Source organism: Prosthecobacter sp. (genome assembly GCF_044232965.1).
Lineage (GTDB): Bacteria > Verrucomicrobiota > Verrucomicrobiia > Verrucomicrobiales > Verrucomicrobiaceae > Prosthecobacter.
Genome location: NZ_JBIIKX010000046.1, coordinates 13,069 through 28,402 on the forward strand (window position 1 = coordinate 13,069; position 15,334 = coordinate 28,402).

General features: G+C 60.8%; 14 protein-coding genes. 10 read left to right on the forward strand and 4 right to left on the reverse strand.

Annotated elements, in window-relative coordinates:
* Positions 1–1,266 (forward strand): RsmB/NOP family class I SAM-dependent RNA methyltransferase, encoded by a 1,266-nt coding sequence (locus ACILSI_RS17565; RefSeq protein ID WP_395723208.1) that lies wholly within the window; start codon positions 1–3, stop codon positions 1,264–1,266.
* A gap of 51 nt (positions 1,267–1,317) precedes the next feature.
* On the opposite strand, the gene ACILSI_RS17570 is transcribed toward ACILSI_RS17565, so the two are convergent.
* On the reverse strand, positions 1,318–1,539 hold the full coding sequence (locus ACILSI_RS17570; protein WP_395723209.1) for a zinc ribbon domain-containing protein: 222 nt from the start codon (positions 1,537–1,539) through the stop codon (positions 1,318–1,320).
* Between the two features lie 113 nt (positions 1,540–1,652).
* Positions 1,653–3,209, reverse strand: a complete 1,557-nt coding sequence (locus tag ACILSI_RS17575; RefSeq protein WP_395723210.1) for an MFS transporter — start codon at positions 3,207–3,209, stop codon at positions 1,653–1,655.
* A 416-nt stretch (positions 3,210–3,625) separates the two neighbouring features.
* On the opposite strand from ACILSI_RS17575, the gene ACILSI_RS17580 reads away from it, so the two are divergent.
* The gene (locus ACILSI_RS17580; protein ID WP_395723211.1) at positions 3,626–3,811 is read left to right on the forward strand and encodes a hypothetical protein; all 186 of its coding nucleotides are present in this window, start codon (positions 3,626–3,628) and stop codon (positions 3,809–3,811) included.
* A 167-nt stretch (positions 3,812–3,978) separates the two neighbouring features.
* On the opposite strand, the gene ACILSI_RS17585 is transcribed toward ACILSI_RS17580, so the two are convergent.
* A complete protein-coding gene (locus tag ACILSI_RS17585; protein ID WP_395723212.1) occupies positions 3,979–5,505 on the reverse strand; it encodes an MFS transporter in 1,527 nt (508 codons plus the stop codon).
* Positions 5,506–5,693: 188 nt separating this feature from the next.
* On the opposite strand from ACILSI_RS17585, the gene ACILSI_RS17590 reads away from it, so the two are divergent.
* From ACILSI_RS17590 to ACILSI_RS17610, 5 genes are all read left to right on the forward strand, one after another.
* On the forward strand, positions 5,694–7,745 hold the full coding sequence (locus ACILSI_RS17590; protein WP_395723213.1) for a penicillin-binding transpeptidase domain-containing protein: 2,052 nt from the start codon (positions 5,694–5,696) through the stop codon (positions 7,743–7,745).
* 47 nt (positions 7,746–7,792) lie between these two features.
* Positions 7,793–8,218: a DUF6941 family protein gene (locus ACILSI_RS17595; RefSeq protein WP_395723214.1), complete on the forward strand. Its 426-nt coding sequence runs from the start codon at positions 7,793–7,795 to the stop codon at positions 8,216–8,218.
* 29 nt (positions 8,219–8,247) lie between these two features.
* Positions 8,248–8,727 carry an acetolactate synthase gene (locus ACILSI_RS17600; RefSeq protein WP_395723215.1) on the forward strand — a complete coding sequence of 160 codons (480 nt, stop codon included), beginning with the start codon at positions 8,248–8,250 and terminating at the stop codon, positions 8,725–8,727.
* A 320-nt stretch (positions 8,728–9,047) separates the two neighbouring features.
* Positions 9,048–9,275: a hypothetical protein gene (locus ACILSI_RS17605; RefSeq protein ID WP_395723216.1), complete on the forward strand. Its 228-nt coding sequence runs from the start codon at positions 9,048–9,050 to the stop codon at positions 9,273–9,275.
* Between the two features lie 5 nt (positions 9,276–9,280).
* Positions 9,281–9,589: a type II toxin-antitoxin system PemK/MazF family toxin gene (locus ACILSI_RS17610; protein ID WP_395723217.1), complete on the forward strand. Its 309-nt coding sequence runs from the start codon at positions 9,281–9,283 to the stop codon at positions 9,587–9,589.
* Between the two features lie 284 nt (positions 9,590–9,873).
* On the opposite strand, the gene ACILSI_RS17615 is transcribed toward ACILSI_RS17610, so the two are convergent.
* Positions 9,874–11,622, reverse strand: coding sequence for an exosortase/archaeosortase family protein (locus ACILSI_RS17615; protein ID WP_395723218.1), 1,749 nt, complete (start codon positions 11,620–11,622; stop codon positions 9,874–9,876).
* A 79-nt stretch (positions 11,623–11,701) separates the two neighbouring features.
* Between ACILSI_RS17615 and ACILSI_RS17620 the strand changes: the two genes are divergently transcribed.
* From ACILSI_RS17620 to ACILSI_RS17630, 3 genes are all read left to right on the forward strand, one after another.
* Entirely contained in the window at positions 11,702–12,811 is a 1,110-nt protein-coding gene (locus ACILSI_RS17620) for a hypothetical protein (protein ID WP_395723219.1), read from the forward strand.
* Positions 12,812–12,835: 24 nt separating this feature from the next.
* Positions 12,836–14,038 (forward strand): glycogen synthase, encoded by a 1,203-nt coding sequence (glgA, locus tag ACILSI_RS17625; protein WP_395723220.1) that lies wholly within the window; start codon positions 12,836–12,838, stop codon positions 14,036–14,038.
* A gap of 619 nt (positions 14,039–14,657) precedes the next feature.
* Positions 14,658–15,122 (forward strand): hypothetical protein, encoded by a 465-nt coding sequence (locus ACILSI_RS17630; protein WP_395723221.1) that lies wholly within the window; start codon positions 14,658–14,660, stop codon positions 15,120–15,122.
* Positions 15,123–15,334: the final 212 nt, after the last annotated feature.

Sequence of the window (15,334 nt, forward strand, 5' to 3'; positions counted from 1 at the left end):
ATGAAACTGCCGCCGCATCTGCTGGATGAAATCATTGTCGCCTTGGGGGATGTCTTTGTCGGGCGCAGGTATGCGGACAAGGTGATCGAGTTCACCTTCAAGCGGCATCGCAAATGGGGCAGCCGGGACCGGCGCATCTTCGCGGAGTCGATCTACGAGTGCGTGCGCTGGTGGCGCTGGTACTGGTATCTGGCCGGTTTACCGGATGCAGAGCACACGCAGCCGGAGGAAATCACCCCAGAGCGCCTGTGGCGGGTCTGGGCGGCCTACTGGATCGTCAACGGTCGCGATCTGCCGGCGGATGAAACCGCGCCGCAGGTGAGGTCGGCCGATATTTTGAAACGGGCGAAGGATGGTGCCGCGCCTGCGATCCGTGCGGCGATTCCCGACTGGCTGGAGCAGCGCGGTGAAAAGGAACTCGGCAGCGCCTGGCCGGCGTTGCGTGAGTCGCTGAACGTGCCTGCGGATGTGTTCATGCGTGTGAACACGCTCAAAAACGACCGCCGGGCGCTGCGGGAGCGGCTGGGGCAGGAAGGGTTTGAGACGGAGATCGTCGAGGATGTGCCGAGCGCCCTGCGTTTGAAGCAGCGGGCAAACCTGTTTGGCACCGCCTCTTACAAAGACGGCCTGTTTGAGGTGCAGGACGCGGCCTCGCAGCTCATCGCGCCCTTTTTGCAGCCAGAGCCGGGCCAGCGCGTGATCGACGCGTGCGCCGGTGGTGGCGGGAAGGCGCTGCACCTTGCGGCGCTCATGCGCAACAAGGGCCGCATCCTCGCGCTGGACATTCATGCCTGGAAACTGGCCGAGCTGCGCAAACGTGCCTCACGCGCGGGCGTGGACATCATCGAGGCGCGGGAGATCGAAGGCTCGAAGACCGTGAAACGTCTCGCGCAGAAGGCGGAACGTGTGCTGCTGGACGTGCCATGCTCCGGCTTGGGCGTTTTGCGGCGCAATCCCGATGCGAAGTGGAAATTAAGCGACGCGGAGATCGACCGCCTCACCGCGTTGCAGGCGGAGATTTTGGAAAGCTACAGCCGCATGGTCGTGCCCGGCGGAAAGCTGGTCTATGCGACGTGCAGCATCCTGCCGAGCGAGAACGAGCGCCAGGTGCAGGCGTTTTTGGCCAAGCACGGCGACGAATGGACGCTGGAGGAAGAGCTGCGCCGCACACCGGAGACCGGCGCGTTTGATGGGTTCTATGCGGCGAGGTTGCTGAGAAAACCCAATCAAGAGATGCCCACGGAAAGAACGGAAGACACGGAATGATCAGAGCCTTCTGTTTCCGCATCATTCCGCGTGTTCAGTAGGTCATCCAACTCAATGGCATCCGCATCCGGTGCCGCAGGAACCGCCGCTTGAGGAGCTGGCGCTGCTGCTGGCTCCCATGAGGCCGGTGCCGCCGATGGGGACGCGGCGGACCGGCTGGCCGCTGTCAGGATGCTGCGTGAGCGCGGCGTCCTTCATGCTTTGGCGGATTTCAAAGCGCTTGGCGGGCTCGCCTTCAAACTGGGGGATGGTTTCGTAAACGTAGGTGGGCATGATAGTGGAATGACGAAATCAGAATGACGAATGCCGAATGGGACGCAAGGCGGGAAATAAAAACGGCGTCCCGGTGAGGGGACGCCGCGTGAAGAAGATGAATGACGGGCAGATTACTTCTCGGCCGCCACTTCTTCGTCGATGGTGATCGGCTTGTAGCCGCCGATGGCCTTGAAGTAGAGCAGCAGCAGGAGGTAGATCGCCGCCATGGTGGCGGGGATGTAGGCGTCGAACTTCAGCGTCTTGCGGTCGCCCTGCTGGTCGGCCAGCACGACCACCTGCTGGTCAGGAGTCTTGGCTTTGGCTTCCTTGGCCTCGGAGAGTTTTTTGCCATCAAGACCGATGGTGGCGGTGGCATCCAGGTTGAGGAACTTGCTCGGGGCGGCGGCCTTGTAGGTTTCGTAGAGAGCCGGGTTCTTGGCCTTGAGCTCTTCACCGGCGAAGCGGTCCTTCATGTAGCCGAGGCCCGGGCCGCCGATGATGCCGGCGGAGAGCATGCCGATGCCACCCATGATCGAGATGGCGACAGCACCCGTGCGGGGGAAGCGGTCGGAGGCCACCGCGAGCATCGTGGGCCAGAAGAAGGTCTTGCCAAAGGCGTAGATGCCAAGGGCGATGAGCGCCGTGGTGAAGGTGTTCATGGTGGAGGCCAGCGTCAGGCCGCCAGCGGCGAGCACCGAGCAGACAAAGAGCAGGCCCACGGGGGACAGCTTGAGGGTCTTCTCGATCCAGTGGGCGCAGAAGCGCAGGCCGAACATGATGGCGGAGGTCCAAAGGAACAGCGCCTTGCCCTGTTCGGGGGTGAACAGGTTGCCGGTGATGTTTTGAATCCAGCCGTCTGTGCCAAGTTCCACCGCACCGACGAGGGCGTGGGCGATGAAAAGAATGAACAGGACGATCGAGCCGAGAGAGAACTTGGTGATCAAGCCCACGCCGATGAGCAGCGCACCACCGACACCGTAGCCAACGTTTTTGGCCATCTCAGGAGCCAGACCGATCACATCCTTGAAGAAGCCTTCCGCGAAGAAGGAAAGGAGGAAGCAGGCCACGGCACCGCCGAGGATACCCACGTCCTTGAGCATATTGCCAAAGCTGACGCCCTTGGCGGCGGCCTCGGACTGCGGGAACTTCTGGCCCATGAACATGAGGCCGTAGATCACGGTCGGGATGAGGTAGAGCGCGAGCTGGATGCGCCAGTTGATCTCCATCTTATCGTCGAGGAACCAGCCGATGATCACGCCGATCACCATGCCGGCAGGCCAGGAGGCGTGCAGGATGTTGAGGTAGTGCGTGCGGTTTTCCGGGAACAGCGTGGCGACGAGCGGGTTGGCCACGGCTTCCAGTGCTCCGTTGGCGAAGGCGAAGATGAACATGCCGAGCGAGAGCACCATGAAGGCATTGCCACCGCTGGCGGTGAAGGTGATGAGCGCGGAGGCGACGTGCAGGAGGAAGGCCAGCACCACGAGCTTGCCATAGCCGATTTTGTCCACCACCACACCGCCGAGGATGATGCCGAAGCAGAAGCCGTTGAAGCCCATGCCGCCGATGGCGCCGAGCTGTGCGCCTGTGAAGCCGAACTCCTTCGCCCAGTTGTCAAAGATGCCGCCACGGATGGCGAAGCCGACGCCTGCGGCAAGGATGGCCATGAAGCCGGCCCAGAGAAGTCTCATTCGATTGTTTTCGCTCATAGAGGAGGGGAGTGTGTGGATATGGTTGGGTGGTAGTTGTCGGGAAAGCGCGTGTTTTAGGTGCCACGCCTTCAAGCGACAAGGAAAAAATGTTCTCAAAGCTGAGAAGGTTGTCGGGGGTGAAGGGGCTCGTCGGGCCTTTCACATGCCTATTCCCCTTGGACCAAGTGTGGGCAGTGGTCCTTCGATGGCAGCGATTTCTACATCATCCAGGGGCTCCTCAATGGTGGCTTCCGCGAGTCATGTCAGGGGCTGGCCGATATTTTGATTGCTCGGCAACGGTTCGGAGGAGTAGAAATGACCCATGCGCATGGCCACCCTTAGTTTCTATATTTTCGTTTGGATGTCCGGTGTCTGATGTGGTGCGCGATGTGTTAACCCCATTCAACTGTGTCACCATGGATAAAACCCCGCCCGAAATCATCATTGCCGAACTTCAGCAAAGAATTCTGCACATGGAGTCCGCAAGTCTGCAGTTTCAAGAAGATGCGAGAGCTCGCATTGATGAGCTGGAAATAGAGAATGCCAAACTCAAGCTGGAGAACGAGAAGCTCAAGTTGTCAGGCGGGCCATACGAAGCCTGAGGCCATCCAGGCAAACAGCCGCGCTCTTCTATGCGCGATGTTTGATGCCTCTTTGAAGTGGTGCGGCATACCGACGATCGCGCCGTCCATCCCGGCGCACCGAAAAGAGCTGGGGCTGAATGTGTGAGCGCCGTTGAACTCGCTGGAAGAACTGGCGGGCGGCCGTTTCAGTGGGAGGAAGCGAGGTCCACCGGCTTGTAGCCGCCTCTGGCGCGGAACCAGAAGAACATGCCGAGGTAGCAGACGAGCATGAAGCCTGGCAACACGGCAATGTTGGTGAAGGCACCGCGTTTGCTGTCAGCCTGCACGGCGGTGAGTTCCTTCGTGGAGGCTTCGTCGAGAGCCTGGATCTTTTTCTGATCGAGGCTGGGCGTTTCGCCAAAGATGCTGGGTTTCGCCGGACCAGCGACTTTGGCGAGCAAGGCGCTGTGATCCTTCGTCAGGCGCTGATGCATGTCCTGATCCTGCTGGTAACCGATAAAGGGACTGCCCAGCACGCCGAGAAAGAGCACGCCGACGGCGGAGACGCCATTGAGAGTGAGCGCTCCGCCTTTGGGAAATTGCTCGGAGGTGAGGCCGAGGGTGGTGCTCCACAGAAAGGTTTTGCCAAAAGCATAGATCGTGGCGGCACCGACGATGGTCCAGCCGACGCTCTTCGAGAGCAGCATGAGGCCGACGATGGCCACGGCCGCTCCCATGACCAGCAGACCAATGGGCGAGAAACGATGCACGATCGGCCCGGCGTAGAAACGCAGGATCGTCATGATGGCGGAGACATAGACGAAGACCCAGGCAGCGAAGTTCGGCGAGTCGGCTGGGCCATTGAGCTTCAGCAGTTCGGGCATCCAGCCATCCGTGCCGAGTTCGGTGGTGGCGAGCGGGCCGATGACGATGAGCACAACCAGGAAGAGCCAGTTCCCCAAAGAGCGGGTGTAGAGGCCGATGAGGATGGCGACCACGCCTGCGATCGCGAGGTCGTAGGTCCAGTTCACTTCCTTGCCGGCCATCTGATAAACGGCGGCGACGATGAGGGCGGCGATCATGAAGAAGCCGACAGCGCCGACCTCCTTCAGCATGTCACGGTAGCTGACGCCGGCGGCGACGCGTTCATTGATGGGGAACTGACGCGGCAAGATCAGCAGCGCATAGAGCACGACGGGGACGAAGCACAGCGCGAAGCGGAACTTCCACACGGCGTCGAAGCCGAGGGTGGTGTTGGGGAACAAGGCGCAGAAGAGAGCGCCCAACGCGAGTCCGGCGGGCCATCCGGCGTGCAGGATGTTCAGCCACTTGGATTTGTCCTTGCTGAACACGGTGGCAACGACGGGATTGATGAAGGACTCGACCGTGCCATTGGCCACGGCGACGAGGAGCGTGCTCCAGTAGAAGGAATTGAATCCATCCGCCCGCAAGGTGAGAACGAGAGAGACGAGGTGACAGACGATGGCGAAGAGAGCGACGGTCTTGTACCCGATCCAGTCGATGATCAGGCTGAAAAAGATGATGCTCAGCGCGAAGGGCCACATCCCGGCCCCGTTGATGGCTCCCTTCTGGGATTCGGAGAGATTGAAGCCGTCTTGCAGCAGGCCGATGGTGTTGGCCCGGACGCCGAAGACGAAGGAGGTGGCGACGAGGGCGATGAAGCAGGCCCAGAAAAGTTTCATGTCGGGTTTGCCGACGGCGGAGTGGCTCATGAGAGATGGTGGTGGGTGGAATGCGGAGCGATTCCAGCAAATGTGCCTCCACTGCGCAATGCCTTTTTGCAGGATCATGCGTTTGCCACCGCTGACGTGCGCCTTGACGCCGTGCGCACGGGGCCGCATGTTCGGGGCGCTGCCGGGGGGCGGATCGATTCCCGGCGGCTGTTCTTTTTCCGACCCCCATGTCTTTTCCGTTCTCACTGAAGAATCTGCGCCTGTGCCGCGTGGTGTGCTGTTTCATGGCCGCAAGCCTGCCGTCGATCTCCCAGGCCCAGGTGGTGCTGAAGGCGCAGCCGGTGCTCGATGAGCCGAAGGAGGCCGTCGCCAAGCTGCCACCCCCACCCAAGGAAGATTTGAAGGCTTCCTGGCAGACGCAGAAGGAGGCGCGGGCGATGACGCTGAGCGTGCCTGCTCCGCGGGGTCAGATCGTGGACCGGCATGGCATCCCTTTCGCGCAAAACCGCGCGGCGAGCTACCTGGCGCTGGTCATGCCTTACATGGAGGGGGCGGGAGACGCCCAGATCGTGGCGTATGCGAAAAACGCCATCGACGGCGTGAACAAGGCGCTGGGCAAGAGCTGGTCGCTGGCCGATGACAAGCTGCTGCTGCACTACAAGCACCGCCGCTGGCTGCCGCTGGTTTTTTCCATTGAGGAGGGCCTCAATGTGGAGATCACGCCGGACATGGAGGAAAAGCTCAAGTCGCTGCTGGGGCCGAGTCTTGTGCTCCAGCCGGCTTACCTGCGCCATTACCCGCAGGGCGCGACGGCCTGCCACATCATTGGTTACACGGGCAAGACGCGTCCGCTGCCCACCGGGCCGATTGTGGACGGTGATCCGGTGTTTGAGGAGATGGAAGGCCGCGAGGGCATCGAGACCGCCTTTGACAGCGATTTGAAAGGCGTGCCGGGCATCGTGAACGTGCTCTTCAGCCCGGACGGCAAGCGTCTCTCCGAGGATGTGCGTCGTGTGCCGAGCCCTGGGCGCAATGTGGTGCTCTCCATCGACTACAACTTCCAAAAGTACGCCGAGAACGCCCTGCGCAAGCACACCACCAGCGGCGCGATGGTGATCATGGATGTGACAAACGGGGACATCCTGGCCATGGCCTCCAATCCTGGTTTTGACCTCAATGAGTTCGTCCCCGGCATCCGTGCAAAACGCTACGAGGAGCTGACCAAAGATCCGCGCCTGCCGCTCTATCCGCGTGCTTTTCGCGGCGAGTACCCACCGGCCTCGACCTTCAAGATCGTGACCGCTCTCGCCGCATTGGACAGCGGCAAGGTCACGGCGAAGACCTATTATGACTGCACCACGGCGCTGGAGGTCGGCAACCGTGTGTTCCACAACTGGAACAAGGAAGGCGAGGGGTCGATGACGGTGGTGACGGCCATCAAGCGCTCCTGCAACACCTGGTTTTACCGGGCGGCACTGGACTCGGGGGCTGATTACCTTTCCAACATGGCCCTGCGCCTGGGCTTCGGTGAGCGCACAGGCATACCGCTGAAAGCGGAAGGCGCTGGCTTTGTCCAAACCAACGCCTGGTCGTTGCAGAACCTGGGGCAGAAGACGCAGTCGGGTGACTTGGCGAACATGGCGATCGGCCAGGGCCGCGTGCTCGTGACGCCCTTGCAGGCCTGCCAGTGCATGGCGGCCTTGGGGGACGGTGCGCGCATTCCGCAGCCGCGCTTGGTTTTGCAGGTGCAGGACATCGCGGACCGGGTGGTGATGGCCTACGAGCCGAAAGACCGCAAACGCATCGACCTGAACCCTGACCATCGGCAGACGGTGATCAACGGCATGGTGGCTGTGGTCAACGGCGGCGGCGGCACGGGTCGCTCCGCAGGGATCAAACACGCCGAGATCGCGGGCAAGACCGGCACCGCGCAGTGGAAGATCGCAAAAGACCAGAACCTGGCCTGGTTCACGGGTTTTCTGCCGGCCGGAAAGCCGATGTTTGCCTTTGCTGTCGTTTACGAAGGCGAGCCGGGGGAGACAGTCAGCGGCGGTCAGAAGGCCGCGCCGATTGTGCGCGAAGTCTTCACCAACATCTTTGAAAAAGCCCCGGCTGATGATCCGATGCTGCTGGCGATGAAAGATGTTCCCAAGGCCAAGGTGGTTGAGGAGGAGGTGACCGGCTCTTCTGACAATGAAAAAATCGAACCCGCCCGTCCGCCCCCGCCGCAGAAAAAGGGCATCGGCGGATTCTTCCGCAAGCTGTTTGGCCGCGACTAGCGTAAACCGAAAGCCCGTCCTGATCTGCGAACCGCGAACCATCCCTGATGAACATCCAGCTCGCCACCGTGTGTGACTTCGCCGCCGACTACAACGGCAAGCTGTGCATCCAAGGCGCTTTCGACACTCTTTGCGCGCAGACCTTTCCGGTGGTCCATCCGCAATGCTCCATCGCCGTGCGGGCCGTTTTCATGCCTGACGACGCTGGCAAGCATGAGTTTGTCATCCGCTGCGTCGATCCTGAGGGGAAAGAATGCCTGCCGCCGATGCCCGCCGGGCTGGAGGTGACGTTCCCCTCGTCCTTCATTCCCTTTGTCTCACGGAACATCGTTTACACGCTCCAGCGCGTGAAGTTTGAGCGCCAGGGGCTCCACCGCTGGCTGGTGCAGCATCGTGGCGACACCCTGGCCAGCATTCCGCTGCGGGTGACGCTGTTTGACGACCGCCGCTCCACCACTGGCCCGGCCGGCTGACCGGGGAAATTCGCAGCACGCTTTTCTTTATGACCACGATTCATCCCAAGTCACAGGAGGAGACGGCCACACCTGCGGGAACACCGGTGCGGCAGCTCTCGGTTTTTCTGCAAAACCGCGTGGGTGCGCTCATGGCGCTGGTGAAACTGCTCGCCGAGCACCGCATCGAAGTGCTGGGCCTTTCCCTGCAGGACACCACCGAACTGGCCCTGGTTCGCCTCGTGCCGAGTGATCCTGAGACGGCGCAGATGCTCTTTATCGAGAAGGGCATCCCTCATGCGGTTTTTCCGGTCACCGTGGTGGAACTGCGCGAGACCGACCGCTCCCTTGTGCAGGCGCTTGCCGCGCTGCTCTCTGCCGAGATCAACATCAGCTTCAGCTACCCGCTGCTGGTGCGCCCCTCGCAGCATCCTGTGCTCGTGCTGCATCTTGATTCACCAGATGTCGGTGCGGAGGTGCTTTCCAACGCCGGCTTCAAGGTGCTGATGCAGGAAGATTTGAGCCGCTAGGCGCGCGGCTCCAACCTCCATGTCTATGTCAGACAGAACGCGTGGACGGTGTTCGATCCAGATGGTCAGGCGTTAGCGCTACGCATCTATTTTCTGCCGGATTCACCGACACCTTGCCCCATGCGTGCATGCTCGCGCCAAAGAGCACGAGCAGCAGCAGGCAGCATGGGAAATTCAATCGCATGGAAACTCTGCATCCGTAGGAGGTCTGGACTGACGACGGAAGCATCTTTGCACGGCAGCCCGGATGGGTGTCCTGTAACACTGGGCTTAGAAGAGGATGCACTCGACGAACCAGCCTCCCTGCGCTAATCTTTAGCATGTCCGTCACACTCAGACCCGTTCCCGCCACCGTGCTGCCCAACGGCACAGTGCGCCTGCTGGAAAACATCCGGCTGCCGTTCCCCGCGATGGCGGTAGTGACGCTGCTCATTGAGGACGATGCGCCCGCAGGGCCGGAAACGGCTCTGCTCAGCCAAGACGCCCTGATGGACTGGAACCGCGATGAGGAGGAGGCTGCATGGGCGCACCTGCAAGAGGCGAAGTAGTGCTGGTGAACTTCCCGTTCACCGATTTGAGCGGACGCAAGCTGCGGCCCGCCGTCGTGCTAGCCGCCGGGGATTACCACAACGACATCATTCTGTGCCAGATCACCAGCCAAGCTTATGGCGACCGTGAGGCCGTGTCGATTGATCCGGTCAATGACTTCGATCAAGGCACGCTTGCCAAGCCCAGCTTTGCCAGACCGCGCAAGCTCTTCACCGCCAATGAGAGATTGGTGAGCCGGGTCATCGGCACGTTGAAGACAGCCAGGCTCGAAGCGATTGCACAGGCCGTCACGAGCGCCATCGCTGGCCGCTGACTTGTGTCAGGCGGCGCGGTTGTCGTTAAAACCTCTTTCGTTTAGCTACTTGAAGCGGCTACAACAGCGATACTGATGCGCTCGATCCTCCAGTTTGGTTTGATGGTGCTGCTCCTTAGCGCGGAAAACCGTCTCTGGGGCAAAGTGGCTTTCGGTCAACAAATTTCAGAGCGGGGCTTTGTTGAGAGCGGTGTGTTTGTCGGCGTGGTCGATACGCCGCCGGTGCTAATGTCATCAGGGGCGCTGGCGGCCAGCGGCGCGAATCAGCAGCCTTCGAGGATGGTTCAATGTTTTACCATGAAACTCGGCGCGAGTTTCGCGATGAAACTCCGTGCGTCTTCCAGTGCGTTGAGTTCGATCAGCGGATCTTCCCGGCCCACGGTTTGTTCTGGCAGGGGGACGTAGATGGAGGCCATGGACCAGCGGTGCTGGATGTTGCGGAAGACGGAGTCAAGGTAGGTCAGCAGGATGTGTTCATAGTGCTCCGGGCAGGTGGTGCCGTCCGAGCCGATGTACCAATACAGATTCAACGCCCGCGTGCGCAGCCGCGTTCCATCCGGCGTTTCCTTGTCATGAAAAATCCGCAGCAAGGTGACGGTGATCTCGCGCCCGTCATCCAGCCGCACAGGGATGTGGGTGCTGTTCGTCACCGTCCATCCCTGGCCGGGCAGGCAGACCTCCGGGCGGTGCAGGCTGCGTTTCACCAGCCCGCTGAGGATGATCGTGGCCATGAGCTGCCTGCCTGTCTGGGAGCCGTAGGTGTTGCGCACGAGCTTGACGCCCTCGTCCAGAACGTTTTTTTCCTGCGCTGTCATGTCAAACTCGCGCCCCTGGTAGTCTCCCAGGGACAGGGGAAGTTGCAGCACGACACCGGGTTCGGAGACATGAAAGCTGATGTCAGTGCGGGCGCAGATGCCGAGCGCGGCCAGCGGCAGCAGCAGCGCCGCCGCGATCTGTGCCAGCGTGCGGTTCGGCCGCAGGATGGCGGCGCGCCCCTCTGTCGCTGTGGAGCCGCCTCCGTGCCGTTTTAGATTAGACTTCATTTCCCGCCCTTCTAGCAGCCAGCACAGGGCAAACATGCCGCCCAGGGCCACGCCGAACACCGCAAAACCGGCGAAGGTGTGAAAGGGGGACATCTCCTGGTGGTCCCCCAGGCGGCGGCCCACCGCAAACTCGGAGCCAAAGGTCAGCGTGCCCGCCACCAGCAGCAGCAGGCGCACCACATTGCCCGCCACGGCCAGCGGCACCGAGCAGATGAACAAAATGAGCCGCGAGCGCGGGTGTTTCAGCGCCAGATAGCCCAGCAGAGCCGAGATCATCATCAGTGCGAAGAGGGAATTGATACCGCTGCACTTGGCGTCCACGTCCAGGCTGAACAAATCCCCGGTTTGCCGGCCTTGCGCCGCATCCGGGGCGGATTGCAGCGCCGAGCCCTCGCTCACCGCTGGTTTGCCAACGAGGTTCAGCATCGTGGCGGCCATCGCCGCCGTCTTGGGGCGTAGCGGGGAGGCCACGGAGTCCTCCAGCGGCTGCATCGGCCAGGTGAAGAACAGAAACAGCCACGCAAATCCCAGCGCCCGCATCCAGGCCGTTCCAAACACCAGCAGGATCATGCCCGCCAGCACCAACTGCACCGCCAGAAAGCCCGGATAGCCCGTGTCCGCCTTGTAGCCCAGCCAGTAAAAAAACAATCCTGCCGCCAGTGGCAGCACGCCGCGCCAGTCTCCCTGCCAGGGCAGCTTGCGCAGTTCCTCGCGCCGCAGCCACACCAGCCAGCCCACCAGCAGCGGCACCAGCAGGCAGAACTGCCAGTCCGCATACTTGCTCACCCACTTCGCCCAGCCGTGCAGCACGCTGAACCGCTGGCCAAACTCCCAGTGCTGATAGGGCCACGCCAGAAACAGCACCGCAAACACCGCCGGCAGTCCCCACAGCGCCAGCCAGCGTGGTATTTTCAAGCGCAGTCCGCCTGCCGCCGGGGAGTCCGGTGACGTTGACAATACGGCGGGTGGGCGGGTGGATTCTGTTGCCATGACGTGGGTTGACGCGCAAAGGCTGGCCTTGTTTGTTGCGTCTGGCAACCTTCATCGCGTAACGTAACATCCACACGACATGGCAAGCAAAAAGAGCACCCGGACCAAGCTCCTCGAAAATGTGAACGATCTGGAGCTGCCGGCTTCCACCGCGATCTGGAGGGACGACCCTGGCTCGGTCAAAGAAGCGCCGGAGAAAGCCGCCGATGGCCTGTCTGCCGCGCATGACCCGCTGCTGATCAAGCGCGATGCTCATTCCCCCGCCAGCTCCAACCTGCGGCGTTCGCATCTGACTTACCGGCATCTGGTCATCTCCCTCATGACCTCGGTGGTGATCGGTTTGCTGGTGCTGTGGGTGGAAAACAGGTTCTACGAGCGCGAGATTGCGCCCCGGCTTGCTGCGTCAGCGCCCGCGACCCCCGCCGTTCCTGCGGCAACGGGTGTGGAGGCGGCCGAGCTTGTCAGGGCTGAGGAGAAAATCGCCGCGTTGCAGCAGCAGTTGGATGTCATCCGCCGCGAGCAGCTCATCACACAGCAAAGCACGCGGGAGTCCTTGGAGCGCATCTCCGGGGTGCTCAATAACCCGCAACTGGCTCCCAAACCCGCCGCTCCGGCCACCGACCAGCCGGGTGAGGCGCGCATGGCCGACGCCACGCCCAGCATCACGCCCACCCAGGCGGAATTCATCCAGATCAAGGAACGCAACCGCCTCACGCAGTACGCTGACGAGGCCATCGCCACCGGCCTGCGCAAGCCGCTGGCCGCCATCGTCGAGTATTTGCGTGATCCCGACTCCAAACATCTCCATGAGGCGGCCCAGGCTGAATACATGCGGGTCGTGCGCTCCATTCAGTTCATCCAGCGTGACGATCCCGGTTACCGCCTGCCCGTGTCTGAGCTGTTCAAAGGCCAGAAAATTCGGGAAGAGGCGGATGTGAAGCCCGAGGCGTTGCTCAAGCTCCTCGCCGACTATCAGCAGCCCTGGGAGGTGCGCGTGCGCGTTTGCTTCCTGCTGCTGGGCAGCGCCGCGCCGGAGACCAACGCGAAACTCATCGCCGCCATCAAGGATGATCCTTCCCTCGAAGTCGCCAAGCACGCCCAGCTCGCGCTGGAGCAGCGCGTCAAGCGCCGCTTCCGCATCTTCGACATCCCTGCCATCGATGCCTGGTGGAAATCCCAGGGCAACTAAAGCTCCCCGCTCCCGAACTCCCGCATGAAAACACTCTTCCTCACCAACGAATATCCTCCTCACATCTACGGCGGAGCCGGCGTCCACGTCGAATACCTCTCCCGCGAGCTGGCGAAGCTCATCGAGGTCGATGTGCGCTGCTTTGGCGACCAGGACAGCAGCGGTGAGAACCTGAGTGTGAAAGGTTTTGGCCTCGACACGAAGGACTGGGACTGCCCGCTGAATTTGAAGTCCGTTTTCGGCGCGCTTCAGCGCTGCCTCGACTTCAACACCCGCGGCATCGACGCCAGCATCGTCCATTTGCACACTTGGTATGCGCACTTCGGCGGCATCCTCGCCAAGCTGAACTACGGCGTGCCCATGGTGCTCACCGTTCACTCACTGGAGCCGCTGCGCCCGTGGAAGCGCGAGCAGCTCGGCCACGGCTATGATTTCACCGTCTGGCTGGAAAACACCGCGCTCAGAATGGCCGATGCCGTCATCGCCGTGTCCGAGGAAACGCGCATCGACCTGCACAAGCACTTCGACCTCGATCCGCACAAGATCCACGTCATCCACAACGGCATTGATCTCGATGAATACCATCGCGTTGAAGCGCCGGACGTGCTGAGAAAGCACGGCGTCGATCCTGACCAGCCTTACGTCCTCTTCGTCGGACGGATCACGCGACAGAAAGGCATCATTCATCTCGTGCGGGCCATTCAGCACCTCGATCCGGGTTTCCAGATCGTCTTGTGCGCCGGTGCGCCTGACACACCGGAGATCAAGGCGGAGATGGAGGCCGCAGTGGCTGCGGTGAGCGCTACTCGCCCTGGTGTCGTGTGGATTCAGTCCATGCTGCCCGCGCCGGAAAAGATCGCCATGTATTCGCATGCCGAGGTGTTTTGCTGCCCGTCGATCTATGAGCCGTTTGGCATCATCAACCTGGAGGCCATGGCCTGTGAGACCGCCGTCGTCGCCACCGCCGTCGGCGGCATCAAGGAAGTCGTCGTGGAAGGCGAGACCGGCTTCCTCATTCCGATCGAGCAACAGACCGAGAGCCCGTTTGAGGCCGTGCATCCTGAAAAATTTGCCCGCGACCTCGCCGCAGGCATCAACAAGCTCATGGCCGATCCCGCGCTGCGCCAGCGCATGGCCCTGGCCGGCCGTCAGCGCGCCGTGGACCACTTCAGTTGGAAGTCCATCGCCCGCAAAACGCTCGCGCTCTACAAGACGCTCGCGGTTTGATCCGCCTTCGTCTTCTTCACGAGTCGCACTCCCTCGACGCGCATTTTTTTCTGCCCGACCAACGGCGTTAATCCCGTGCCATTCATCCTTGCCCCTTTCTTGCTTGCTTGAGTTCTTGCCGATTCAATTTGTCAGCCAGTTGCACACTGACCCCGTTTCCCCTGACCCCGTTTCCCTGGATCATCGGCCAATCATTTACTCATGAGAACCTTGGGGACGATTTACAACGAAAGCCACTTGGACTCCAAAAGGTTTTCGCCCGACGAGGAAACAACAATTAAATCCAAGCGGAAATTTTATGTCCCGACTAACTAAGCTGCTTGCATTCAGCATCTTCGCATCTGGCGGAGCGAATTCTCAAGAACCTAGGGCCGAATACTCTCCAGACAGGACTGTTATCGAATCGCTTACTGATGAGAAATTGAAGCAATTAGATTTACATGATAAAACGTTGTCGATGGCATACGCAGAAGTGTTTGTGGCGTCGTTTGAACCTGGTGAGAAAAGGCCCGCTTGGTTCGAAGCTGCCAAACTCGACCTCATGCGACGAGGAAACTCAGCAGTCCCACTGTTACTGACCTTGTTTAAACAACATCCCCTGCAGTAGTTTAAGGACGATTTGCTCAGAAAAGTTGAAAACTATCCATCAATCGACATCGCACCATTCTTGGATCTGGCACGCTCGTATTGGCGTGAGCACAAATTTTCAACTCCGCCGAGAACTTGTTATGGCATCGCTCGGATACTTAGCAGGCACGGCTCCAAAGAAGACCAAGCCATCTTGGCCGAAATGAAAAACCATCCGACGAAAGAGGTAGGCTTTGTCATTGAGCCTGACATTGATCGCATGACCAAGCGATTGAACGGAACGCTGAAACCTTCGGAATGGCATGATGCTCTTGGCCGTCCTCCCGAAGGTTACGATTGGCCTCAAACAACCAAAGCGGTAAAAGCCCCCTCAACAGCACCGACGACATCAACACCGAGCGAAGCACCAGCTTCATCAACGCCGTGGAGCATCATCGTTGTGTTGATCGCGGCAACTCTTGGCCTACTATGGTTGCCGCTCAAGCGGCGTTCGTGAGCAGGAAAGGGTCAGGAGCAGGAAAGGGTCAGGAGTCGATAGTTGACAGAAACGACTGAACAAGCGTGGCGGTTCGCAAATCACGCAGAACGCAAGCCGCCGGGTTTAGGACTTGGCAACGGGCCTGCCTGTGTCAGCATCGGCGTTGTGTGGACTCGTCTGCGACATCGGAACTTCAGCGGGTGGCCTGCCTCCTGCCCACCGCTTTGAAC

Coding starts and splice junctions, on each gene's coding strand:
- glgA (WP_395723220.1), top strand. CDS start 12,836: ATGAAAACACTCTTCCTCACCAACGAATATCCTCCTCACATCTACGGC.
- ACILSI_RS17620 (WP_395723219.1), top strand. CDS start 11,702: ATGGCAAGCAAAAAGAGCACCCGGACCAAGCTCCTCGAAAATGTGAAC.
- ACILSI_RS17600 (WP_395723215.1), top strand. CDS start 8,248: ATGACCACGATTCATCCCAAGTCACAGGAGGAGACGGCCACACCTGCG.
- ACILSI_RS17615 (WP_395723218.1), bottom strand. CDS start 11,622: ATGGCAACAGAATCCACCCGCCCACCCGCCGTATTGTCAACGTCACCG.
- ACILSI_RS17605 (WP_395723216.1), top strand. CDS start 9,048: ATGTCCGTCACACTCAGACCCGTTCCCGCCACCGTGCTGCCCAACGGC.
- ACILSI_RS17570 (WP_395723209.1), bottom strand. CDS start 1,539: ATGCCCACCTACGTTTACGAAACCATCCCCCAGTTTGAAGGCGAGCCC.
- ACILSI_RS17565 (WP_395723208.1), top strand. CDS start 1: ATGAAACTGCCGCCGCATCTGCTGGATGAAATCATTGTCGCCTTGGGG.
- ACILSI_RS17585 (WP_395723212.1), bottom strand. CDS start 5,505: ATGAGCCACTCCGCCGTCGGCAAACCCGACATGAAACTTTTCTGGGCC.
- ACILSI_RS17595 (WP_395723214.1), top strand. CDS start 7,793: ATGAACATCCAGCTCGCCACCGTGTGTGACTTCGCCGCCGACTACAAC.
- ACILSI_RS17590 (WP_395723213.1), top strand. CDS start 5,694: ATGTCTTTTCCGTTCTCACTGAAGAATCTGCGCCTGTGCCGCGTGGTG.
- ACILSI_RS17580 (WP_395723211.1), top strand. CDS start 3,626: ATGGATAAAACCCCGCCCGAAATCATCATTGCCGAACTTCAGCAAAGA.
- ACILSI_RS17575 (WP_395723210.1), bottom strand. CDS start 3,209: ATGAGACTTCTCTGGGCCGGCTTCATGGCCATCCTTGCCGCAGGCGTC.